General features: G+C 75.2%; 19 protein-coding genes. 4 read left to right on the top strand and 15 right to left on the bottom strand.

Going from position 1 to position 21826, the window contains the following annotated elements; translation table 11 throughout:
* Window positions 1–159 precede the first annotated feature (159 nt).
* Together O7606_RS17605 and O7606_RS17610 are read left to right on the top strand one after the other, a co-directional pair.
* The gene (locus O7606_RS17605) at window positions 160–1281 is read left to right on the top strand and encodes a potassium transporter TrkA (protein ID WP_281595117.1); all 1122 of its coding nucleotides are present in this window, start codon (window positions 160–162) and stop codon (window positions 1279–1281) included.
* Between the two features lie 162 nt (window positions 1282–1443).
* A complete protein-coding gene (locus tag O7606_RS17610; RefSeq protein WP_281595118.1) occupies window positions 1444–3078 on the top strand; it encodes a DUF885 family protein in 1635 nt (544 codons plus the stop codon).
* Here the strand turns inward: O7606_RS17610 and O7606_RS17615 are convergent.
* Together O7606_RS17615 and asnB are read right to left on the bottom strand one after the other, a co-directional pair.
* Window positions 3056–4024, bottom strand: coding sequence for a GNAT family N-acetyltransferase (locus tag O7606_RS17615; protein ID WP_281595119.1), 969 nt, complete (start codon window positions 4022–4024; stop codon window positions 3056–3058). The genes O7606_RS17610 and O7606_RS17615 overlap by 23 nt on opposite strands.
* Window position 4025: 1 nt before the next feature.
* Window positions 4026–5843, bottom strand: coding sequence for an asparagine synthase (glutamine-hydrolyzing) (gene asnB / locus O7606_RS17620; protein WP_281595120.1), 1818 nt, complete (start codon window positions 5841–5843; stop codon window positions 4026–4028).
* 190 nt (window positions 5844–6033) lie between these two features.
* On the opposite strand from asnB, the gene O7606_RS17625 reads away from it, so the two are divergent.
* On the top strand, window positions 6034–6789 hold the full coding sequence (locus O7606_RS17625) for a class I SAM-dependent methyltransferase (protein ID WP_281595121.1): 756 nt from the start codon (window positions 6034–6036) through the stop codon (window positions 6787–6789).
* On the opposite strand, the gene O7606_RS17630 is transcribed toward O7606_RS17625, so the two are convergent.
* Genes O7606_RS17630 through O7606_RS17645 form a run of 4 tightly spaced genes read right to left on the bottom strand, consistent with a single transcriptional unit; the run spans window position 6741 to window position 11252 of the window.
* The gene (locus O7606_RS17630; protein WP_281595122.1) at window positions 6741–8531 is read right to left on the bottom strand and encodes a non-ribosomal peptide synthetase; all 1791 of its coding nucleotides are present in this window, start codon (window positions 8529–8531) and stop codon (window positions 6741–6743) included. The two genes, O7606_RS17625 and O7606_RS17630, sit on opposite strands and share 49 nt — an antisense overlap.
* A 5-nt stretch (window positions 8532–8536) precedes the next feature.
* Window positions 8537–9763 carry an MFS transporter gene (locus tag O7606_RS17635; protein ID WP_281595123.1) on the bottom strand — a complete coding sequence of 409 codons (1227 nt, stop codon included), beginning with the start codon at window positions 9761–9763 and terminating at the stop codon, window positions 8537–8539.
* Entirely contained in the window at window positions 9760–11055 is a 1296-nt protein-coding gene (locus O7606_RS17640) for a condensation domain-containing protein (RefSeq protein ID WP_281595124.1), read from the bottom strand. Before O7606_RS17640 ends, O7606_RS17635 begins: the two co-directional genes overlap by 4 nt.
* Window positions 11052–11252, bottom strand: coding sequence for an MbtH family NRPS accessory protein (locus O7606_RS17645; protein WP_281595125.1), 201 nt, complete (start codon window positions 11250–11252; stop codon window positions 11052–11054). Before O7606_RS17645 ends, O7606_RS17640 begins: the two co-directional genes overlap by 4 nt.
* Window positions 11253–11332: 80 nt before the next feature.
* Here O7606_RS17645 and O7606_RS17650 point away from each other — a divergent pair, with 80 nt between their 5' ends.
* The gene (locus tag O7606_RS17650) at window positions 11333–12064 is read left to right on the top strand and encodes an alpha/beta fold hydrolase (RefSeq protein WP_281595126.1); all 732 of its coding nucleotides are present in this window, start codon (window positions 11333–11335) and stop codon (window positions 12062–12064) included.
* A 74-nt stretch (window positions 12065–12138) separates the two neighbouring features.
* Here the strand turns inward: O7606_RS17650 and O7606_RS17655 are convergent, their stop codons facing one another.
* From O7606_RS17655 to O7606_RS17695, 9 genes are read right to left on the bottom strand one after another with little or no spacing between them, the layout of a single operon-like run.
* On the bottom strand, window positions 12139–12711 hold the full coding sequence (locus O7606_RS17655; RefSeq protein WP_281595127.1) for a thiamine pyrophosphate-dependent enzyme: 573 nt from the start codon (window positions 12709–12711) through the stop codon (window positions 12139–12141).
* A complete protein-coding gene (locus O7606_RS17660; RefSeq protein ID WP_281595128.1) occupies window positions 12708–13223 on the bottom strand; it encodes a hypothetical protein in 516 nt (171 codons plus the stop codon). The genes O7606_RS17655 and O7606_RS17660 overlap by 4 nt, the downstream gene beginning before the upstream one ends.
* On the bottom strand, window positions 13220–14008 hold the full coding sequence (locus O7606_RS17665; protein WP_281595129.1) for a class I SAM-dependent methyltransferase: 789 nt from the start codon (window positions 14006–14008) through the stop codon (window positions 13220–13222). The genes O7606_RS17660 and O7606_RS17665 overlap by 4 nt, the downstream gene beginning before the upstream one ends.
* Complete coding sequence (locus O7606_RS17670; protein WP_281595130.1) at window positions 14005–15225, bottom strand: aminotransferase class V-fold PLP-dependent enzyme; 1221 nt, start codon at window positions 15223–15225, stop codon at window positions 14005–14007. Before O7606_RS17670 ends, O7606_RS17665 begins: the two co-directional genes overlap by 4 nt.
* Window positions 15222–16505 (bottom strand): phenylacetate--CoA ligase family protein, encoded by a 1284-nt coding sequence (locus O7606_RS17675; RefSeq protein WP_281595131.1) that lies wholly within the window; start codon window positions 16503–16505, stop codon window positions 15222–15224. Before O7606_RS17675 ends, O7606_RS17670 begins: the two co-directional genes overlap by 4 nt.
* On the bottom strand, window positions 16492–18264 hold the full coding sequence (locus O7606_RS17680; RefSeq protein WP_281595132.1) for a non-ribosomal peptide synthetase: 1773 nt from the start codon (window positions 18262–18264) through the stop codon (window positions 16492–16494). Before O7606_RS17680 ends, O7606_RS17675 begins: the two co-directional genes overlap by 14 nt.
* Window positions 18261–19202 carry a TauD/TfdA family dioxygenase gene (locus O7606_RS17685; RefSeq protein WP_281595133.1) on the bottom strand — a complete coding sequence of 314 codons (942 nt, stop codon included), beginning with the start codon at window positions 19200–19202 and terminating at the stop codon, window positions 18261–18263. The genes O7606_RS17680 and O7606_RS17685 overlap by 4 nt, the downstream gene beginning before the upstream one ends.
* A complete protein-coding gene (locus O7606_RS17690) occupies window positions 19199–20068 on the bottom strand; it encodes a pyridoxal-phosphate dependent enzyme (RefSeq protein WP_281595134.1) in 870 nt (289 codons plus the stop codon). Before O7606_RS17690 ends, O7606_RS17685 begins: the two co-directional genes overlap by 4 nt.
* Window positions 20065–21792, bottom strand: a complete 1728-nt coding sequence (locus O7606_RS17695; RefSeq protein WP_281595135.1) for a non-ribosomal peptide synthetase — start codon at window positions 21790–21792, stop codon at window positions 20065–20067. Before O7606_RS17695 ends, O7606_RS17690 begins: the two co-directional genes overlap by 4 nt.
* Between the last annotated feature and the right edge of the window lie 34 nt (window positions 21793–21826).

The raw sequence follows: 21826 nt of genomic DNA on the forward strand, positions 1-21826 counted from the left end.
ACCATGCTGACGGCCCGGCCGGTGGCCGTGCGCCGAGCGACCGCCACGCCGGCCGACGGTGACGGCGACAGACCGCGGAAGCGGCAGGAAGGGGCTCTCCGTGATCGGGGTGGCACGGTCGAGGGACGTCGGCCGCACGACCGGGCACCGGCGGCGCGGGTGAACCGGGTGGTCGTGGTGGGCAGCGGCTCGTTGGCCCGGGCCGTCTGCAACTCCACCGCGGTCGTCGCCGACCGCCCGGTCACGGTCACGGTGGTCGGCCGCGACGCCAGCCGGGCCGCCGAGGTGGCCTACGTGGCCGGGGCACGGGCGGCGCTCAGCGGGACGCCGGCCCGGTTCCGGTCCGCCGCCGTCGCGTTCGGCGACGACACGGCACAGGGCGACCGGCCCGACCGGTCCGACCGGCGGGCTCCCGGCGGCGACCTGGCCGCGCTGCTCGCCGACGAGACGCCGGACGCCGTGCTGCACTGCGCCTCCGTGCAGTCGCCCTGGGAGTCGGTGACCGCCCCGTCGGGCTGGACCAGGCTGCTGGCCGGGGCCGGCTTCGGGGTGACGGCGCCGCTGCACGCGCTGCTGGCCAGCCGGGTGGCCGGGGCGGTCCGGCGCAGCGGGGTGCCGGCCCGGGTCCTGAACGCCTGTTTCCCGGACGCGGTCAACCCGATCCTGGCCGCGCTCGGCCTGCCGGTCGACGCCGGCGTCGGCAACGTCGCGCTGCTCACCGCCTCGCTGCGGGCGGCGTTGCGGCTCGGGCCGGACGACCGGCTGCGGGTCCTCGCGCACCACGTGCACCTGTACCCGCCGGACGGGCCGGAGCGGGAGGCGCTGGCCTGGACGGACGACGGCCCGGTGGCGGACGTGACGGGCGGGCTGTCCGGCCAGCGGAGCTGCCGCCGCGCCGAGCTCAACGCGGTCACCGGTCACACCGCCGCGCTGCTGCTGCGGGACTGGCGACCGGGCGCGGTCGTGCGCACCAACCTGCCGGGGCCGAACGGGCTGCCGGGCGGGTACCCGGTGCGGGTCACCGACGACGGGATCGCCCTGGACCTGCCGCCCGGCTGGGACCGGGCGCGGGCGGTCGACTGGAACGTCCGGGCCGGGGCCCGGGAGGGCGTCCGGGTGGACGGCGACCGGGTCCGCTTCACCGGGTCCGCCGTCGAGGCGTTGCGCGGGTACGTTCCGGACCTGGCGGAGGGCTTCGCGGTCACCGAGCTGGAGTCGGTGGCCGCCCGGTTGCTCGACCTGCGGGACGGCCTGCGCCCCGAGCCCGCCACGACGAGCTGACCGGGTCGACAGGTGACCGCCCGGCAGCGCCCCTGGTTGGCCGCTGACGCCGGCAGCGCCCCTGGCCGGTCGTGACCGCCGGCAGCGCCCCTGGCCGGTCGTGACCGCCGGCAGCGCCCCTGGCCGGCGCCGACGGGCCGGACCGGTGGGTAGGGTCGGGCTGTGGAGACGATCTACGAGCTCGGGCAGGCGGTCTGGGCCTGGCGGACGGTGACGCAGCCCGACTCCGGTGACGATCTGCCGCGGGTGGACCGTCCGGCGGGCTGGGTGGCGGACTGGTCCGCCGCGGCGGTGGCGGCGCGCCGTGCCGCGCTTGCCGACTTCGAGGAACGGCTGGCGGCGATCCCGGACGACGGCCCGGTCCCGGCGCGGGTCGACCGGCGGCTGGTCGGGTCGGCCCTGGCCCGGGCACGTTGGGAGCTGGACCGGCTACGGTCCTGGCAGCGCAACCCGGTGTTCTACCTGGACCAGAGCCTCGGTCCGGTGCACCGGGCGCTGCTGACGCGGACGCCGGACGAGGCGGAGGTACGCCGGCACCTGGCCCGGGTGCCGGAGACGTTGCGGCACGCGCGGGAGAACCTGACCGGCCACGCGGCTGCGCCGTTCGCCGATTCGGCGGTCCGGCTGCTGGGCCGGGCGGTGCCGGCGCTCGGCCAGTCGATGGCGGCGCTGGGCCTCGACGCGGCGGCGGTCGAGGCGCAGCGGGCGTTGGCCGGGTTCGCGGAGTGGCTGCGCGCGGAGCGGGCGACGTTCGCCGCGTCCACCGCCGTGCCCGACATCGGGTTCCTGCTGCACCGGGTGGCTCTCCTGCCCTGGTCGGCGGAGCGTATCCGGCAGATGGCGGCGCAGGAGTGGAACCGCGCGGTCGCGTTGGAGGCGGTGCTGCGTCAGGGTGTTCCGCAGTCGCCGCCGCTGCCTGCCGACGTCGCCGAGCAGATCGCCCGGCAGCGCCGGGACGAGGAGGCGGTCCGCCGGTTCTGCGACGAGCGGGACCTGTTGACCGTGCCGGCGGACGCCCGGTGGTACCGGTACGCGCCGATGCCCCCGCATCTGGCGCCCCTGAGCTGGCTCGGCGTCGCCGACGACCTGGCGGAGGGAAACGACGCGTTCCGCTTCGTGCCGGATCCGGCCGGGGACCTCGGCTACTTCGACCGGGCGGCGGCCGTGGACCCGCGCCTGACCATCTGCCACGAGGGGGTGCACGCGTTGCAACTGGCCCTGACCTGGCAGCATCCGGATCCGTTGCGCCGCCGGTTCTACGACTCCACGCCGAACGAGGGCATCGCCTTCTACTACGAGGAGCTGATGTTGACGGCCGGCCTGTTCGCCGACGCGCCGGCCAGCGCCGCGGTGATCGCCAACTTCCTGCGGTTGCGGGCGTTGCGCGCCGACCTGGACATCGGGCTGGCGTCGGGGGCGGTGTCCATCGAGGAGGCGGCCGAGCGGCTCGCGCGGGACGTGCCGATGGACCGGGCGTCCGCGTGGGACGAGGCGGTGATGTTCGCCGGCTGCCCCGGGCAGGGTTTGAGCTACCTGGTCGGCAAGATGCAGATCCTCGACCTGCTGGCGGCCGGTGGCGGGCGGGACGGGCTGCGGGCCTTCCACGACGGGCTGTGGCGGGACGGCAACGTGCCGCTGGCGCTGTTCGGCTGGGAACACCACGGCCAGCTCGCCCAGCTCGCGGCGGCGGACCGGCTGGCAGCGGCGACGCCCCGGAGGGCGGACCAACCCGGAGCGACGACGGCGACAGACCGGCCGGCGGCGACGGCGGGGCTCAGGACGGCAGCGGCAGGCTGAGCACCGTGTCGCCGGCCAGGCCGCGATGGGGGCGGCGGACCGGGGCCGGCTCACGGTCGCCGTCCCGGAAGGCGGTGGCGTGCAGCCGGCCGGCCGCGTCCACGGTGACGACCGGGTTGGCGCGCAGGAGTTCCCGGACGCCGGGGCCGTCCCGCCGGACGGACATCCGGACCCGTACGTCGCGCAGGGGTGGCGGCGCGGGCTCCGCGCCCGCCCCCAGGTCGATCTTGGCTTGCAGGGTGCCCTTCCGCAGGAACGGCTCGCACCCCTGGAAGTCGACCCGTCGGTGGCCGTGGTCGAGCGCCCAGGCCAGCAGGAAGTGTCCGGCCGACTTGGTCGCCCCGCTGGCCAGCAGCTCCGGCGCGCCGCCGAGCACGCCGGCGAGCCGCGCGTCGACCTGGGACTCGGCGACGTGGTTGACGGAGCCGGCCACCGGCTCGTCGTGGCCGTCGGCGTACACCAGCATCAGGTGGCCGTGCCGGAACAGGTCCCGGCGGGCGGCCTCGCGCACGGTGGTCCGGGCCGCCGTGCCGTGCCGGGCGGTCATCGTGGGCAGGTACATCCGGTCGTAGAACCGGTCGAAGTCCTCGTCGCGGGTGCTGATCTCGTAGCGGTGCCCGAGCTGCCGGACCCGCCGGCGGTGCTGGCGGCGCTGCTCGCCGGAGAGCACGCCGCTCAGGTCGCCCGGGTCGGCGGCCAGGTCGGTCACCATGTGTACGCGCAGCGGCAGCAGCAGCCCCCCGGCCCCGCCGCCGTCGTCCTCCTCGAACAGCAGGTCGACGTCGTCGAGCCGGTCGACGGACCCGACCCGGCCAGCGGCGGCGATGTCGGCCAGGTAGGCCCGTAGGTAGTAGTCGACGGTCCGGCTGCCGGACAGTCCGATGCGTACCGGATGCCCGGCGCGGACGCCGTCGATCCGGGTCCGTACCCGGGGGTCGTCGGCCACGTCAGCGCACCCGCACGCCGTACGTCCGCAGCCAGGTGTCGATCTCCACGATCGGGGTGAACAGGTGCGCGGCGTTCATCCAGGTCATGGTGTCGCCGTGGCCGCCGACCAGGGCGCGGACGCGGTCCGCGTCGAGCAGCGGCGCGAGCGGGGAGCCGGGATCGTCGAGCAGCCGGTCGATGGCCCGCAGCACCTCCCGTTCGTGGTCCGGGTCGTGGGTGCCGGGGTAGCCGCTCTTGCGGCGTTCGACGGTGGCGGTCGGCACGACGTCGGCCACCGCGCGGGAGAGCAGCGCCTTGGGGCGGCCACCGGCGGCCTTGAGCCGCCAGGGCACGTTCCAGACGTACTCCACCAGCCTGTGGTCGCATAACGGGACGCGTACCTCCAGGCCGACGGCCATGCTCATCCGGTCGGCGCGGTCCAGCAGGCAGGCGAGCGGGCCGAGCATGTTGAGGTACAGCACCTCACGCATCCGGGCGTCGTGGCCGGTCTCGCCGGGCAGTCGGGGCACCTGGGCCAGCAGCGTCCGGTAGCGGTCCCGCTCCTGACCGGCCGGGTCGATCCGGGTACGGATCTCGGGGCTCAGCGAGTCGGCGAGGCGCGGCGCGTCGCCCAGCCACGGGAAGCTGTCCCGCCCGACCATGGCCGGGTCGTGGTACCACGGGTAACCCCCGAACAGCTCGTCGGCGGCCTCGGCGGACAGCGCCACGGTGGACTGTTCCCGGATGCGCGCGAACAGCAGGTGCATGGACGTGTCGAACTGGCCGAAGCTGGGCAGGTCACGGGCCGCCCGCGCGACGGGGAAGGCGGCCAGGATGTCGGCGGTGTCCAGCAGCACCTCGTCGTGTTCGGTGCCGATGTGCCGGGCCGCCGCCGCCGCGTAGGGGGCGTCCCGTTCGGGCCGCATCGCGGTGGGCCGGAAGTTGCGGTCGTCGCCGACGAAGTCGACGCAGTGGGTGCGCAGGGTCTCGCCGCCGGCGAGGTGGCGGGCCGCCAGCGCCGACACGGCGGTGGAGTCGAGTCCGCCGGAGAGCATCGCGCTGACCGGCACGTCCGCCACCAACTGCCGGGCGACCGCGCTCTCCAGCAGCTCACGTACGGTGGCCACGGTGTCGTCGAGGCTGTCCTCGTGCTCGTACGACGTCAGCCGCCAGTACGCCGACTCGCGCAGCCCGCCGGGGCTCAGCCGCAGCAGGTGGCCGGGGCGCACCTCGTGCATGCCGCGCAGCGGTGTCTCGCCGGGCATGGTGAGGCGGGGGTTGAGCAGCATCGGCAGCGACTCGACGTCCAGCTCCGGCTGGAACGCCGGGTGGGCGAGCAGCCCCTTGGGCTCGGAGGCGAAGATCAACCCACCCGGATACGGGTGGTAGTACAGCGGTTTGACCCCCATCCGGTCCCGGGCGAGCAGCAGCTCCCGGGTGCGGCCGTCCCAGACGGCGAAGGCGAAGATGCCGTCCAGCCGGGTCAGGCAGTCGACCCCCCACTGAAGGTACGCGCGGAGCAGGACCTCGGTGTCGGACGCGGAGCGGAACCGTTGCCCGTGCGCGGTCAGCTCGGCGCGCAGCTCCCGGTAGTTGTAGAGCTCGCCGTTGTAGGTGAGGGCGACCGTCTCGTCGCCGACGCGTTCCGTCATCGGCTGCTGGCCGCCGTCGAGGTCGATGACGGCCAGCCGACGGTGCCCCAGGGCGGCGTGCCGGTCCACCCACACGCCGCGCCCGTCCGGTCCGCGTCGCCGCAACGTGTCCGTCATGCGGGCGATCAGCTCGACCTCGTCGTCAAGGTGACGACTCAGGTCGACCCATCCGGCGATTCCGCACATCCGTGACTCCCCGTCGCCGACACCCGCACGGTCTCCACCCGGCGTCGCAGGTCAGCGGCCTGCGACGGGGGGAAGGATACCCCGGGCCATTCTCACCGTGATCAACCGCGCGCGCACCCCGGGCCGGGCCCCGGGTGGACGCGGGCGGCGTGAGGGCCGACAATCACCGCAGACCGAGAGGAGACACGACATGTCCGTCGAGTCGGAGGACCTGCTGGAGTCGCTGGCCATGGTCGTCGACCGGGCGTTGTACCGGCATCCCGCCGAGATGTACCCGCCGAGCGACGAGCGGCAGACCCGGCCGTTCGACTACTCGCGGATGGCCAGGATCCTGGCGGCGGTGGACGCGGCACGCTTCCTGGAGGAGCACTTCGCCTCGGCGAAGAACCTGGTGGGCCGGCAGAACCTGCTGCGGCACGCCTGCCGTTGCGTGGACATGGACGGCGACGTGCTGGAGTTCGGGGTGGCCGGCGGGCAGACCCTGGCCATCCTCTGCGACCAGTTCGAGGACCGCGTGGTGCACGGCTTCGACTCGTTCGAGGGGCTGCCGGAGGACTGGACCCACGACCGTCCGACCGGGATGTTCGGCACCGGCGGCGAGCTGCCGGCCGACCTGCCGGCCAACGCCACGCTGCACGTCGGCATGTTCGAGGACACGCTGCCGAAGTACCTGGCCGGCACGGACGCGCCGGTGGCGCTGCTGCACGTCGACGCGGACCTCTACTCCAGCGCGCGTACCGTGCTGACCGGCCTGGCCCCCCGGCTGCGCGCCGGGTCGATCATCGTCTTCGACGAGTTCCTCAACTACCCCGGCTGGCGGCAGCACGAGTACCGCGCGTTCACCGAGTTCGTCGAGGCGTTCCAGGTCCGGTTCCGGTACCTCTCCTTCGCCTCCAGCTACCTGTCCGTCGCGGTGCGGTTGGAGTCCACGCCCCTGGTGAGCTGATCCGCCAGTCCGGCGACGGTCGGGGCGCCCAGGAAGTCCCGCACCGAGATGTCCACCGCCAGGTCGGACCGGACCTGGGCGACCAGCCCCGCGGCGAGCAGGCTGTGCCCGCCCAGCGCGAAGAAGTCGTCCTCCCGGCCCACCTCGGCGACCCCCAGCGTCCGGGCCATCATGGCCGCCAGCCGGGTCTCGACCGGACCGACCGGCGGCGCGGACCCGCCGGTCGGCAGCGCCGCCAGCGCCGCCCGGTCCACTTTGCCGTTGGCGGTCAGCGGCAACCGTGGCATCGTGACGATCGCCGACGGGATCATGTAGTCGGGCAGGTGCCGGCGCAGCTCGTCACGGAGCGTCGCCGGGTCGCACGAGCCGGCGACGTAGGCGAGGATCCGGTCGGCGGAGGCGTCGACAAGCGCCTCCCGTACCCCGGCGCACCCGTTGAGCACCGCCTCGATCTCGCCCGGCTCCACCCGGAACCCGCGGACCTGGATCTGGTGGTCGAGCCGGGAGAGGAACTCCAGCCGCCCGTCCGGCAGCTCGCGCACCAGGTCACCGGTGCGGTACATGACCGCACCGGCGGGCCCGTACAGGTCGGGCAGGAACCGCTCGGCGGTGAGCCGCGGATTGCCCACGTACCCCCGGCCGACGCCGACACCGCCGACGAACAGCTCACCGGCCACGCCGGGCGGGCAGGGCCGCAGGTCGTCGTCGAGAACGGACGTCCACATCCCGTCGATGGCCCGGCCGATGGGCGGGAACGGCTCGGGGCCCCCGTCGGGCGCGACGGTCTCGGCGGTCATCATGACGCACGTCTCGGTGGGGCCGTAGACGTTGACGAGCTGCCACGGCACCGGCGCGGACGGCCAGCGCAGCCGGTCGCCGCCGGCCGACACCGTACGCAGCCGGCCCGGGTCCGGCCACTCCTGCTCGACCATCGGGGCCACCAGCCCGGTCGGCAGGAAACAGCGGGTGATCCGGTGCTCGACCAGGAACCGGGTCAGCGCGGCCGGGTCCGCCAGCGTGCCGTCGTCCACCACGAACACCGACGATCCGCCGACCAGGCTCGGCCACAGCTCGTACGGGGAGCCGTCGAAGCCGACGTGGGCGAGTTGGGTGACCCGGTCGTCGGCGTGGTGCCCGAACGTCCCGGCGTGCCAGGCGCAGAAGTTGGCCAGGCCCCGGTGCTCGTTGAGCGCCCCCTTCGGGCGTCCGGTCGAGCCCGAGGTGTAGCTGACGTAGGCGAGCGCGGCGGGCGGGATCCGCACGTCGGGCGGGCGGTCGCTCTCCCCGTCGTCCGGCGACAGCACCGGCCGCCCGCCGACGTTTCCGGCCGGCGTACCGGCGGTGGCAGCCTCGGCCGGCGTACCGGCGGTGGCAGCCTCGGCCGGCGTACCGGCGGTGGCAGCCTCGGCCGGCGTACCGGCGGTGGCAGCGACCACCACCGGGACGGCCGCCTCGTCGAGGATGTGGGCCAGCCGGGCCGGCGGCCCGTCCGGGTCCACGCAGAGGTACGCGCCGCCGGCCTTGAGCACCGCCAGCAGGGCGACGACCCGGTCGGCGGACCGGCCCATCAGCACCGCCACCGGCGTCTCGACGCGCACCCCGGCGGCGCGCAGCCGGTGGGCGAGCCGGTTCGCCCGGCGGTCGAGCTGCCGGTAGGTGAGCGTCCGCGTGGCGTCGACCACGGCCACCGCGTCCGGTTGCCGGGCGGCCCGTTCCGCGACCGCCTCGTGCACGAGCCGCATCCGTGTCACCCCTCCACCCCGGCGCCCGTCGTCGCGGCCGGCGCGTACCGGCGGACGCGTCCCTCGGCGGCCCGCGCCGCCGGGATCAGCAGCAGACCGGCCACCCCCATGACCAGGCCCATCAGCAGCCAGCCGAAGTAGCCCAGGTTCAGCACCGACACGGCGACCAGGCTCGGCGCGACCGTACGCATCAGGATGCCGCCCAGGCTGAACAGCCCGATCTGGTCGGCGCGTCCGGTCGGGCTGAGCCCGTAGGCCAGGCCCCAGGTCGCCGTGGACGCCCACAGCTCGCCGAGGGTGAGCGTCACGACGCCGGCGAACACGATCACCAGCACCGGCCACGACGAGCCCCACACGGCCACCCCGACCAGGGCCGAACCGAGCAGGAACAGGCCGCCGGCCCGCGCGCCGATCCGGCTGGCCGACCGGACGTCGTCGCCGCCCCGGCTCAGTCGCACCTGCAGGGCGACGGTCATCGCGGTGTTCAGCAGGAACGCCGCCGGGATCACCCAGGTCGGCATGGCGTCGTCGCCGACGGCGAGCAGCGGCAGACCGACCGCGATGATGTCCCCGTAGAGGAACAGCACGCCGATCAGCCCGGCGACGTAGGTCAACGACCGGTCCTCGGTCAGGATCCGCCAGCGGATCCGGCTCACCGCCGGTTTGCGGGCCACCACCGGCAGCGTCATGGTGACGGCCGCGGCGAGCAGGAACGACAGCGCGTCGCCGAGGATCAGCGCGCGGTACGCGACGTCGGTGCCGACGGTCACCACGAGTCCCGCGGCGACCGCGCCGACCGCGAAGCTCGCGTTGAACGCCGCCCGGTTCATCGCGCTGACCCGCACCCGCTGCTCGGGCCCGACGTACGCGCTGATCAGCGCCTGCCGGACCGGCATGGTGGCGGCGGCGGCGCTGTTCGACACGGCGAGCAGCAGCATGAACGTCCACCAGTTGGTGACCAGGACGAACGCGCCGACGGCGACGGCCTGGACCAGGTAGCCCAGCGCCATCGCGGTGCGCAGGCCGATCCGTTCGGCGAGCCGGGCCAGGGGCGTCAGCAGGAGCGCGGCGGCCACCCCGGCCAGGCTCAGCCCGAACGCGACCGAGCCGCCGCCCAACCCGACCCGCCCCACGAAGAACAGCACCAGGGTGGGCACCAGCAGTCCGTCGCCGGCGCCGTTGACCACGTTCAGCACGATCAGCGTGCGCCGGGCGTCCGGGGCGGCCGTCACGACCCGGCTCCGTCCAGCAGGACCTGCTCGAACGTGGCGAGCAGGGCGGTGGCGGTCGCGGCGGTCACGCCCGCCGCGGGATTCGTCATGATCCTGATCCGGGGCACGTCCGGGGTCCGGTACACGACCAGGCTCAGGTCGAAGGGGGGCACGCCCAGACGCGGGCGCGGGTAGCCGGCGACCTCGACGCCGGCCAGGTCAAGCTCGTGCTCCCCGCCGTCGAGGTACTGGAAGGCCACCGCCGGTCGGGCGCGGCCCGCCGTCCGGTCACCGGCGAGCGACTGGTGCAGCCGGCTCAACGGCACCTGGAGGTGGTCCAGCAGGTCGATGGTCCGGAGCCGGACCTCGCGGACCCGCCGGAGCACGTCCGGGCCGTCCCCGGCCGGCAACCGGACCGGCAGGGTGTGGATGAACGGGCCCACCACGTCCTGCCAGCGGCTGTCCCAGCGCATCGAGGTGGGCACGCCCACCTCGAACTCGTCGCCCGGGGCGAGGCCGCACAGCGTGACGCACGCGTCGACGAACGCCGCGAGCAGCACGGTGTGCATGGTGCTGCCGGCGCGTTCGGCGAGCCGGCGGGCCGCCTCCCACGCCGGGCCGCCCAGCTCGGACCAGTGCACCGTCTCCGGCGCGTCGTCGGCCGCCGGGGCGGCCCCGCCCGGCCAGCGCAACGTGGGCAGCGGCGGTCGGCTCAGCAGCGCCGACCAGAACCGCTCCGCCTCGGCGGTGAGCCGCAGGGCGGCCTGCTCCGACGCGTAGTCGTGGTAGCCCGCCACCGGCGCGGGCACGTCCGCGCCGGTCCGCGCCGCCCGGTAGTGCGCGGAGAGGCGACGTTCGATCACCGGCACCGACTCGGCGTCCAGTGCGATGTGGTGCACCGTGACCAGCAGGACGAACTCGGTGTCGGCGAGCTGGAGCAGCCGGAACCGGGCGAACGGCCCGCTGGTCAGCGGGAACTCCCGGGTCGACTCGAACATGCTGATCGCCTGGGCCCGGCGCTCCGCCTCGTCCGGCGGGAACGACCGCAGGTCCCGGACGTCCAGCCGGCACGGGTCGCCGGGCGCGCAGACCGGCCCGGTCGCCCCGTGCTCGACCCGGCTGCGCAGCAGGTCCTGCTCGGCCGCCAGCCGGTCGACCGCGTCCCGCAGCGCCGCCACGTCGAGCCGGCCGTGCAGCCGGTACCCCACCGACAGGGTGAGGAACGAGTCCGCCGCGCCCTCCAGCGACGCCAACCAGAAGACGATCTGCTCGGCGGACAGCGGCGGGCGGGTGGACGCGGTCGCGGAGGTCACCGGCTGCTTTCCTCCATCCAGCGGCGCACGCTGGCCGGGCGCATGTCGGTCCAGACCCGTTCGATCTCGTCCAGGCACGCCTCCTTCGGGGCCGGCTCGCCGACCGTCCGCCAGCCCGCCGGCACGTCACGGTCGGCCCGCCAGACGGAGTACTGCTCCTCGTCGTTGACGACCACGTGGTAGAGCTCCTCGCTCATGTTCTTCCTCCCCGGGTTGCCCCTGCTGTTCGTTTCCCCATACATTTCGATCACGTCGAGCCCGAGGTTGGAGCGCCCTGATGCCCGCATCCCCGTCCGTTCTGGTGCCGATCGGCAGGGCCCCCGAGTCTCCGTCGGTCACCCTCGTGCTGTTCGCGGGCGCGGGCGCCGGGCCGGGCTACTTCCGGGAGTGGGTCGCCGCCGCCCCGCCCGGCTGGGCGTTCCTCGCGGTGAACCTGCCCGGGCGCGGCGGCCGGTTCCGGGAGCCGTTCGCGACCAGCCTGGACGCCCTGGCCACCGAGCTGGCCGAGGCCGTCGCCGCGCTGCCCACCGAACGGGTCGTGCTGTTCGGGCACAGCTTCGGCGCGCTGCTCGCCATGGAGGTCGCCCGCCGGATGCCGCAGCCGCCCGCGCTGCTCGCCACCGCCGGCAACGCGCCGCCGGACGTCGAGCCCTTCGCGTACTCCACCAAGCCGACCCACGAGGACGACCTGCGGCTGGCCCGTGGCCTGCTCGGGCAGCTCGCCGCCGAGCTGAGCGGCCCGGTGCTGGAGGAGATGGTGGAGATCACCGCGCCGATCTGCCGTGCCGACATGGACCTCCTGGTCGGCTGCCGTCGCCCCGCCGAGCCGCTGCCGTGCGACATCGTGGCGTTCTACGCCGAGCACGACTTCTCCCCGCCGGAGTCGTGGGCCGACGTCACGGCGGGACGGGCCGACACGGTGGTCCTGCCGGGCGAGCACATCACGTTCTGCCAGGTGGCCCGGGACGACATCCTGGCCCACCTGCGGTCGCGGCTGGCGCTGGTCTGACCGGGTCGGCCCCGCCACCGGCCGGCGCTGGTCCGACCGGGTCGGCCCCGCCACCGGCCGGCGCGCCCGGGGGGTCACCGCCGTGCCCCGCGCACCGCGGCGCCGAACTCGGCGGCGTGCCGGCGCAGCGGCCCGGCGACCCGGGGGCCCGGATACGGGACCACCGCCGGCAGCCGCCACCGCGCCAGCATCGGCCCGCGCTCCCCCGCCGCCCGGCGGCGCAGCGTACGGGTGAAGTCGTCGACGTCGCCGACCTGGAACGCCGACGGGTATCCGGCGCACCCGGCCATCGCCACGAAGTCGCACCCGCCCGAGCCGGTGTGCTGCCCGCCGGTGGAGGCGTACAGGCCGTCGTCGAGCACGATGTGCGTCAGCGGCAGGTCGGGCTGCTCGCCGATGGTGCACAGCACCGACAGGTTCATCAGCAGGCTGCCGTCGCCGTCCACCACGAACACCGGGCGGTCCAGGGCGGCGGCCAGCCCCGCGCCGACCGCCGCGACCAGCCCCATCGACCCGGTGACATAGAAGTCCTGCGGGCGCGGCCCGAGGCTCTGCGCGATCCGGCAGGTGTAGCCGGTGGTGAAGACGGTGGGCGTGTCGCCGGCGGCGTCCAGGATGTGCGCCACCGCCTCGTTCTTCGTCGTCATGTGCCGGCCTCCCAGCCGAACAGGTCCGGGGGCAGCAGCACCGCCGCCGTACGGCCGGCCGCGACCTCCGCGGCGGCGGCGACGACCGCCGCGCGGGGGTCGTCCTCGGCGCAGCGGTACGCGGGAATGCCGGCCGCCTCCAGCACGACCGGCGTCATCCGGCCCATCAGCAGGTTCTCCTCGGTGCGGTCCGGCCCGGTGCCCCGCAGCCCGACGACCAGCAGCATGGCCAGGCCGTACGGCTGCACCAGCGAGGCCAGCACGTTGACGCTCTGCCCGAGGCCGGAGTTCTGCATCAGCACCACCGGTGAGCGCCCGCCCAGGCAGGCGCCCGCGCCGCTGGCGATCGCGATGTCCTCCCGTACCACGTTGACCAGCGACACCAGCGTGCCGAGCCGTTCCAGCATCGGGGTCTGGAGGCCGTCCGGGGTGACGTAGAACGGGCCGGAGCTGCTCTTGGCCAGCTCCTCGGCGACGGCGGCGGCCCGTTCCGCCGGGGCGTTGGCGGTCACCGGGGCGCTCCTGCCGCCGGCGTCAGCACCGTCAACGTGACGCCCTGCGCGGAGCGCAGCGGCCCGGCGGCCAGCGCGTCGGCGGCGGCCGTGACGATCCGCTCCCGCAGCCGGTCCACCCGGTCCCGCCCGATCCGGGCCAGCGCGGTGCGGTGGGTGGAGGTGAACCAGTCCCAGCAGTGGTCCGGCGAGGTGATCCCGGTGGGGAAGGTCTCCTCCCGGGTGGCGGTCACCAGCAGACCCGCCGGGCCGGCGATCCGCCGCAGCGGCGGCAGCGGCGTCCGCAGCGGCCCGGACACCCCGGCCCCGGCCAGTTCCTCGGCCAGCAGCCGCTGGGTGAAGGCCAGGCTGGCGTCCCGCTGCCGGGACAGCTCCGCCACCACCGCGCGTCCGTCGTCGGCGAGGACCCGGGCGAACTCGGTGAGCGCCGCCACCGGGTCGGAGCTGAACCCGAGGGTCAGCGAGCAGACGATCCGGTCCACCGATCCGGTCGCGAACGGCAGCGCCACGCCGTCGAGCTGCGCCAGTGGCCGCCCGGCGGCCCGCGCGTGCCGCAGCGCCCCGTACGACAGGTCGCCGAGGACCACCGTGACGTCCGGGCCCAGCCCGACCGGGCCCCGGTACGCCCCGGCCTCGCCGCAGCCGACGTCGAGCACCAGCCGCGTCGCCTCGTCGGGCCCGGCGGCGGCCAGCGCGGCCAGGGTGATCGGGGCGGACCAGTCGAGCGGCGCCGGCCCGTCCTGCGCCGCCGCGTCGAAGACGGCCCGTACCGCCGGCCCGGTCACGACGCCATCCCGGCGGCGGCCAGCTCGTCGAGCGCGGCGAAGGCCCGGGTCACGTCGTCCGCGCCGGTGTAGACGTACCCGGACAGCCGCAGCACCGGGCCTTCGGCGTGCCTGGTCACCAGCGGCTGGGAGCACAGGTAGCCGCTGCGGCACATCACGCCGTACGAGTCGCTGAGGGCGCGGGCGAGCACGTCCATCCGGGCCCCGCTCATGCCCGGCCAGAACAGGCTCAGCGTGGCGGCGCGTTCGGCCGAGGAGTTCCGGTCGCCCAGGAACGACAGGTCACGCTTGCGCGCCTCGTCGACCATCAGCCCGGCGACCTCGTGGTCGTGTTCCCGGATCCGCCGCATGCCGGTCCGCCGCAGGTACTGGAGGGCGGCGGTGAAGCCGTACGCGGCGGCGACGTCGGGGGTGCCGGCCTCCAGCCGGTGCGGCACCGCCCGCCACCGGAAGCCGTCGTCGTCCACCCAGTCCACGGTGCCGCCGCCGATCTCGGTGGGCGTCAGCGACTCCAGCAGCTCGGTGCCGGCCCACAGCACGCCGATGCCGGTGGGGCCGAGCATCTTGTGCGCGGAGAACACCACGGCGTCCACGCCCAGGCCGACCGGGTCGAGCTCGCGGTGCGGGGCGGTCTGGGCCGCGTCGAGGATCACCAGCGCGCCCACCTCCCGCGCGGCGGCCACCCAGGGCGCCACGTCCAGGTAGATGCCGGTGACGTTGGAGCAGTGGCTCAGCACGACGGCGCGCGGCGGCGGCCCGGCGGTCAGCGCGGCCCGGTACGCCGCGTAGGAGGCCTGCGGGTCGTCGCCCGTCCCGATCCGCTCGGTCACGCACCGGCGCTGCCAGGGCAGCAGCGCGCTGTGGTGGTTGTCGGCGGCGACCAGCACCCGGTCCTCGGGGGTCAGCGGCAGCCCGTTGGCCAGGATGTTCAGCCCGTGCGTGGTGTTGCGGGTGAGGACCACCTCGCTGTGCCGGACCCGCAGGAAGTCGGCCACCGCGAACCGGCACTCCTCGTACGCCTCGGACGCCAGGTCGGAGAGCATGTGCTTACCACGGTGGATGTTCGCCGACGACGTCTCGTAGTAGGACCGGACCGCGTCGATCACCGGTCGCGGGGTCAGCGAGGTGGCCGCGCTGTCCAGGTAGACCAGGTCCGGCACGTGCGGCACGCCGCCGTCCAGCGGCGGGAAGTCGGTACGCGGGCACAGCGGCTTCATCGTGGGTCTCCCACCAGGTAGGCGCTGGTGCAACTGATGTACTTGCCGGACCGCTGGGACGCCAGGTAGCCGCTCTCCCGGACCCGCACCTGCCGGCCCTTCAGCCGGTTCGCCAGCTCCGCGCCGATACGTTCCGGCTCGTCGGACGGCATGCCGTCGGCCATCGGGAGGTAACTGAACTCCACGTCGCCGGCTTCGTCCTGGTGCACCCGGTAGGCGAGCATGCCGTCCGGGGCGCCGACGATCTCGTCCACCGCCCGGGGCCACAGCACGACGCCGTCCACGCCGTGCAGGGCCTCCGAGGCACGACCCTCCAGCCGCACGGACGGGCTGGTCGCCCCGCACGGGCAGGCGTCACCGTACCGGCTGTACATGTCGCCGGTGGCGTACCGCAGGTGCGGGGAGAGCCGGTCGCCGACGGTGGTGAGCATCAGCTCGCCGGCCGGTCCGTCGCCGTCGGCGCGCAGCTCCGCCAGGAACGACTCGGCGTTGAGGTGCATCCGGCCCCGGGGACACTCCATCGCCACCCAGCCCAGCTCCGACATGGAGATCACCTCGACCACCGGCACCGACGGACCGAAGAAGTCCCGGATGATCCGCTTCGCGGTCGCGGTGGCCCGGGTGTACGTGAGCAGCACCGCCCGCACGCCGGGGAACCGGTCGATGCCGGCCGCCCGGGCCCTGGTGATCAGGAAACTGAGGTGCGTCGCGTCGGTGTAGAGCCAGTGCGGGCGGTACTCCTGGAGCTCGGACAACGCCTGCCGCACCATCCGCTCCGGGGTGGTGAACAGGTCGTGCGCCACCGGCAGCACCAGGGTGCCGTCGCGCAGGGTGCGGTCGGCGATGGTGGTCAGCGGGTTCGCGCACTCCACGTCGGAGCAGTTCGGCGCGGCGTACCGGCCGACCCGCTGGCCGGAGATCGACGACAGCAGCGCGGCGAAGGTCGGGTGGGTGCGCATCGTGGTCTCCTGCCGCGCGGACAGGTCGTACAGCCGGGACACGCTGGTCAGCCGGTCACCGCCGGTGCCGGAGCTGTGGCTCATCAGCACGTCCGGGGCGGCCAGGTCGGCCCCCCGGGCCACCACCCGGGTCGGGAACCCGGTGCGGTAGTCGGGTTTGCGGGTCACCGGCACCAGGTCGCGGAAGTGCTCGTACGTCGTGCCGGTCGGCGCGGCCAGGTCGCCGAACACGGGCACCTGCTCGCGGGCGAAGGCGTGCTCCCGCCACGCGGCGGCGAGCACCGCCGGCGCCGACAGCAGCGTGGTCTCAGACGCCGTCACGTGCCCACCCCGCCTCCGTCAACTCGATGATCTCCGCGAAGGACGACGCGTTGAAGAACGCCCGCAACGGGATGGAGCGGCCCGTCTCGGCCTCCACCACCGACACCACCCGGCCGGCCAGCAGCGAGTGCCCGCCCAGCGCGAAGAAGTCGTCCGACGGCTCGACCCGCTCCAGGCCCAGCTCCTCGCCGGCCACCCGCAGCAGCGTGCCGAGCAGGTCCACCTCCGCCGTCCGGGCTCTCGGCGCGGCCGGCTGCTCCGGCACGTCCGCGAAGGCCGCCGCCCAGCCGCGTTCGACGGCCTGCCGGTCCACCTTGCCGTTCGGCAGCCGGGGCAGGGACTCGGTCACGTCGAGCCGGTCCGGCTGGAACGCGCGCGGCAGGTAGACGCCGGTGAACCGGCGCAGCTCGGCGGCGGGAACGGTGTCGTCGGCCACCTCGACGGCGACCGCGAGGCGGGTCCCGTCCGGGGTGGTCACCCCGCCCGCCACCACGTCCAGCACCAGCGGGTGCCGCCGGTACGCCGCCCGCACCTCGGCCAGCTCGATGCGTACGCCACGCACCTTGATCTGGTCGTCGCCCCGGCCGAGGAAGTGGAACAGCCCGTCCCCGTCCCGGCGGACGAGGTCCCCGGTGCGGTAACGCCGGCCGCCCGGCGTGCTCTCGTCCGGCACGAACGCCGCCGCGGTGGCCCGCGGGTCGCCGTAGTAGCCGCGCGCCACGCCCGCCCCGCCGATCAGCAGCTCACCCCGGCCCTCGGCGTCCGGGTCGGCGACGTACGCGCCGGTCCGGTCGATCGGGACGCCCAGCGGGACGAGATCCCCGTCGCCGCCGTCGGCCGGGCACCGGTATGCCAGCGAGTCGACGGTGGTCTCGGTGGGCCCGTACTCGTTGACCACCTCCGCGCCGGTGGCCCGGGCCAGGGTGGCGGCCAGCCCGGTGGTCAGCGCCTCGCCGCCGCTGAACACGATCCGCAGGTTCGTGTCGGCCAGGCCGGGCAGGCGGCTCAGTTGCCGCAGCAGGGACGGCGTGCCGTGCAGGACGGTGACCGCGTGCTCGCGGACGGCGGCCAGCAGCGCCTCCGGGTCGCGGTGCGCGTCCGGGTCGGGCAGCACCAGGGTCGCGCCCAGCACGAGCGGGCACAGCACCTCGAACAGCCCGAAGTCGAAGCCCGGGGCCGAGCAGTGCACGAACACGTCCCGGCGGGTCAGGTCGAACTCCCGGACGGCCCACATGATCCGGTTGTCGAGCCCGGCGTGCTCCAGGGCCACCAGTTTCGGCCGGCCGGACGAGCCGGAGGTGGCGATCACCACGATCGGGTCGTGCCGGTCCCCGTCGACCGGGCCGGTCCCGCCGTCGAGCCGGCCGCTCCCGCCGTCGACGGTGGGCAGGTCGGCAGGCGTCCAGCCCGGCCCCAGGCGGGGGCCCGGCGCGTCGTCGGCCGCGACGACAACGCCCTCGGGGATCGGCGCGACGATCTGCCGGAGCCGTTCGACCGGCACGCCCGGGTCCAGCACCAGCACCGGCAGCCCGTCGCGGACGCAGGCCACCAGCACCAGCGCCTGGGTGAGGTCACGCGGCCGGAGCAGGGCGACCATGCCGTCCTTGCCGAGCCGGGCGCGCAGGGCGGCGCCGATGGTCGCCGTCCGCTCCCAGAGCTGCCGGTAGGTGAGCGTGGTCCGGCCGTCGCGCAGCGCCACCGCGTCGGGCGTCCCCGCCACCGTACGGGCCAGCCGGTCGGCCAACGTCGAGCTGCTCATCGCGCCTCCTCCGCCAACGACACGATCACCTTGCGCTCGCCGACGTACGGCGCGCGGCCGTGCATCGACGTCATGTTGTCCACCACCACCAGGTCGCCGCGCCGCCACGGGACCCCCTCGGTGTGGGCCTGGTAGACGGCGCGGATCTCGGCCAGCTCGTCGGCCGACACCGGGCTGCCGTCGCCCCACTCGACCCGGTGCGGCCAGCGCTCCGGCGGCAGCAGCTCACGGATCGCCGAGGCGACGTCGGCCGGCTGGCTCGACGGGTCCCACTGCTCGGCCTGGTTGAACCACACCCGCTCCCCAGTGCGGGGGTGGACGGCCAGCCCGGGACGCCGCCGGCTGATCTCGACGCCGTCGTCGCACCAGACGACCTCGGCGTCCGGCTCGGCGGCCAGCACCCGGTCCACCTGCGCCGGGTCGTCGCCGCCGAACGTGGTCTGCCAGCTCAGGCCGAACCCGTGCCCGCCGTGCAGGAACTGGCGGTACCGGAAACCGAGGTCCGCGCACTTGGTGAGCAGCCCCGGCGAGACCCCGGCGGCGACGTCCGCCCCGCCCGCCACGGTGGTCGCGCCGCCGGAGGCCGCCGGCGTCACGCAGGCGAAGACCAGGTACCGCGGCCAGCGGGTGGTGTACGACAGCTCGTTGTGCAGCGAGATCGGGAACTCCGGCGGGAAGTCCGTCGCGGTGAAGATCTCGGTGGCCAGCTCGGTGCGCGGCGAGTTCCCCTGCACGTACGACAGGGTGCGCAGGCCCAGCGCGGTCAGCGCGTCGCGCAGGTCGTCCGGTCCGCCGATGCCCAGGCCACGGACCAGGACGGGCCCGTCGGTGGCGGCGGCGGCCAGCAGCTCGTCGGCGCGGGCGGCCAGCTCGGAGCCGGCGTCGAGGCCGGGTCGCACCTGGCGCTCGGTGATCCGGTGTCCGGGTGTCGTGGTCATCGGTTACCTCCGGTGAGGACGACGACGGTGGGCCGTCCGTCGTCGAACGGCGTCGCGGCCAGCGCGAGCGCGGCGGTGTACTCCACCCACAGGCCCCGCCGGTCCAGCTCGTCCCGGGTCGCCCGGACCCGGTCGTCGGGTACGGACCGCAGCCGTGGGCGCAGCGCGACGGCGATCTCGAACGGCAGCCGGGACGGCCGGACCGCCCGCGCGCCGTCACAGACGGTGTCGACCGTGGGCAGCGCGGTCACCGCGGCCCGCTCCAGGCTGAGCCGCATCCGGGCCGCGCCGGCCGGCTCCACGCCGACGACCTCGACGTCGTGGTCGCCGCCGCGCGCGCCCAGCAGCAGCCCCGCCAGGAGTCCGCCGCCACCGACCGGGGCGACCAGCCGGGCGGCGGACGGCAGCTCGGCGAGGATCTCGTTGGCCAGCGCGGCCCCGCCGGCCACCATCCGGCCGTCGTCGGACGAGTGCACGAACGCCGCCCCGGCCCGGGCCGCGAACTCGCGGGCGGCCCGGTCGCGGGCGTCGTTGTCCCCCGGGACCAGGCGCAGCTCCACCCCGAGACCGCCGAGGCGGGCCGACTTGTCCGGGGTCATCGAGGTGGCGAAGCAGGTGACCCGGGCGGCGGGCCGGAGGGCGGCGACCGCGTGCGCGAGCGCGAGCGCGTGGTTGCCGGACGAGCCGGTCACGTAGTGGCCGCTGGGCGACGTGGCCACGGCCGCGTACGCGCCGCGGTACTTGAACGAGCCGGACACCTGCTCGTGTTCGCACTTCAGCCAGATCTGGTCCGCCCAGTGCCGCAGCGGGGTCGACGCGGGGGCCGAGGGGCCGCCGGCGTTCGACGTGGTGACGCTGAGCGTCACGACCCGCTCCGTAGCCGCAGGACGCCGTTGATGGTGGGCTCGGCGAAGAACGCCTTGACGGTCAGCTCCGGCACCACCGCGCGGGACTCGGCGATCGCCTTGAGCGCGAGCAGGCTGTTGCCGCCCATCATGAAGAAGTCGTCGTCGCCGCCGACGTCCCGGCGACGAAGCAGCCGGGACCACACCGCGCGCAGCGCCTCCGCGGGCGACGCGGCCGGCTCGGCGGCGGACCCGGCGGGGGGCGGGGTCAGCCCGGCCAGCAGCCCCTTGCGGTCCAGTTTGCCGTTGGCCAGCAGCGGCAGCTCGGCCAGCACCTCGATCGCGTTCGGCAGCATCCAGTACGGCACCTGGTCGGCGAGCTGCCGCTGGTAGTCGGCGGACCCGACGCCGGGTTCCCGGCCGACGACGAACGCCACCAGGCGCGGCTGCTGACCGGGCTCGGTCACCCACAGCGCGGCGGCCCGCCGCACGGACGGCAGCGCCTCCAGCGCCGCCGCGACCGCCGACACCGGGAACTTGTGGCCGAGCACCTTCACCTGGTCGTCGGAGCGCCCGGCCAGCCGCAGCGCGCCGTCGGCGGTCAGCTCGCCGACGTCGCCGGTGTGGTACTCGCGGGCCCCCCGGCCGTCCGGGGCGGGAAGGAACGCGGCGGCCGTGGCCCGGGGGTCGCCGACGTAGCCGCGCGCCACCCCGGGCCCGCCGATCCGGATCGACTCCCGGTCACCGATCCGCACCCGGTAGCCCGGGTACGGGTGGCCGACGTGCGCGCCGTCCGAGTCGTCGGCCTGCCCCGGCGCGATGACCCGACGGGTGGCGGTCATCGTGGTCTCGCTCGGGCCGTACTGGTTCACCACGGTCGCGGCCGGGAAGGCCCGCCGCGCGGCGGACAGCGCCCGGGGCGTCAGCGCCTCGCCGCTGACCGCGATCTGCCGTACCAGCGGCGCCTGGTCGCCCTGCTCGGACAACTGCGTCGCGATCTCGAACAGCACCGACGGCAGCACGCTGAGGATGTGGGTGACCCGCCGCGCGGTGAGCTGCCGGGTCACCGAGACGATGTCGACCCGGCCGTCGCGGCGGCTGCCGGCCACGATCCGGGCCCCGGTCAGGCTCGGGTGGAGCAGGTCGCGCAGGCTCGCGTCGAGGTGCGGCGGGGCGAGCTGGAGCACCACGTCGGACGGGCCGACGGGGAACGCGGTCCGCAGCACGTCGAGGTGGTGGGCCAGGGCCCGCCGTTCGGTGCCGATGGCGCGCGGCGCGCCGGTCGACCCGGACGTGAACAGCAGGTGGCTGAGCAGCACGTCGGGCACCTCGCGGGGCGGGCGAGCCGGTTCGTCGCCGCCCGCCGGCCCGGCCAGCGCCTCGGCCCCGGTGACCTCCATGGTCGGCGGCACCCGCTCGCCGGCCGCCCGCAGGTAGGGCTGCGGCCAGGACGGGCTGCGCACCGAGTAGGCCCACCCCTCGGCGAGGGCCGCGTACGCGACGACCAGGGCGACCGGCGCGGCCCCGGTGGTCACGGCGAGCACCGGCTCCCCGGTCGTCGGGCCGACCGACCGCAGCCGGGCCCGCAACGCGTCGACGGCCCGCCGGAACCCGCTGCCGTCCAGGACGCCTTCCGGGGCGCTGACCACCTCGTGGTCGTCGGGCGCGGCCTGGTAGCCGCCGGCCAGCAGGGCGCCCAGCGACGGCGCGGTGGTGCGGGGGTCCGGCTCGACCTCGACGGACATGGGGTGTCTCCTTGCCTGTGCTGGGTTGGCGGAT

Origin of the sequence: Micromonospora sp. WMMD882 (genome assembly GCF_027497255.1) — a bacterium.
GTDB lineage: Bacteria > Actinomycetota > Actinomycetes > Mycobacteriales > Micromonosporaceae > Micromonospora.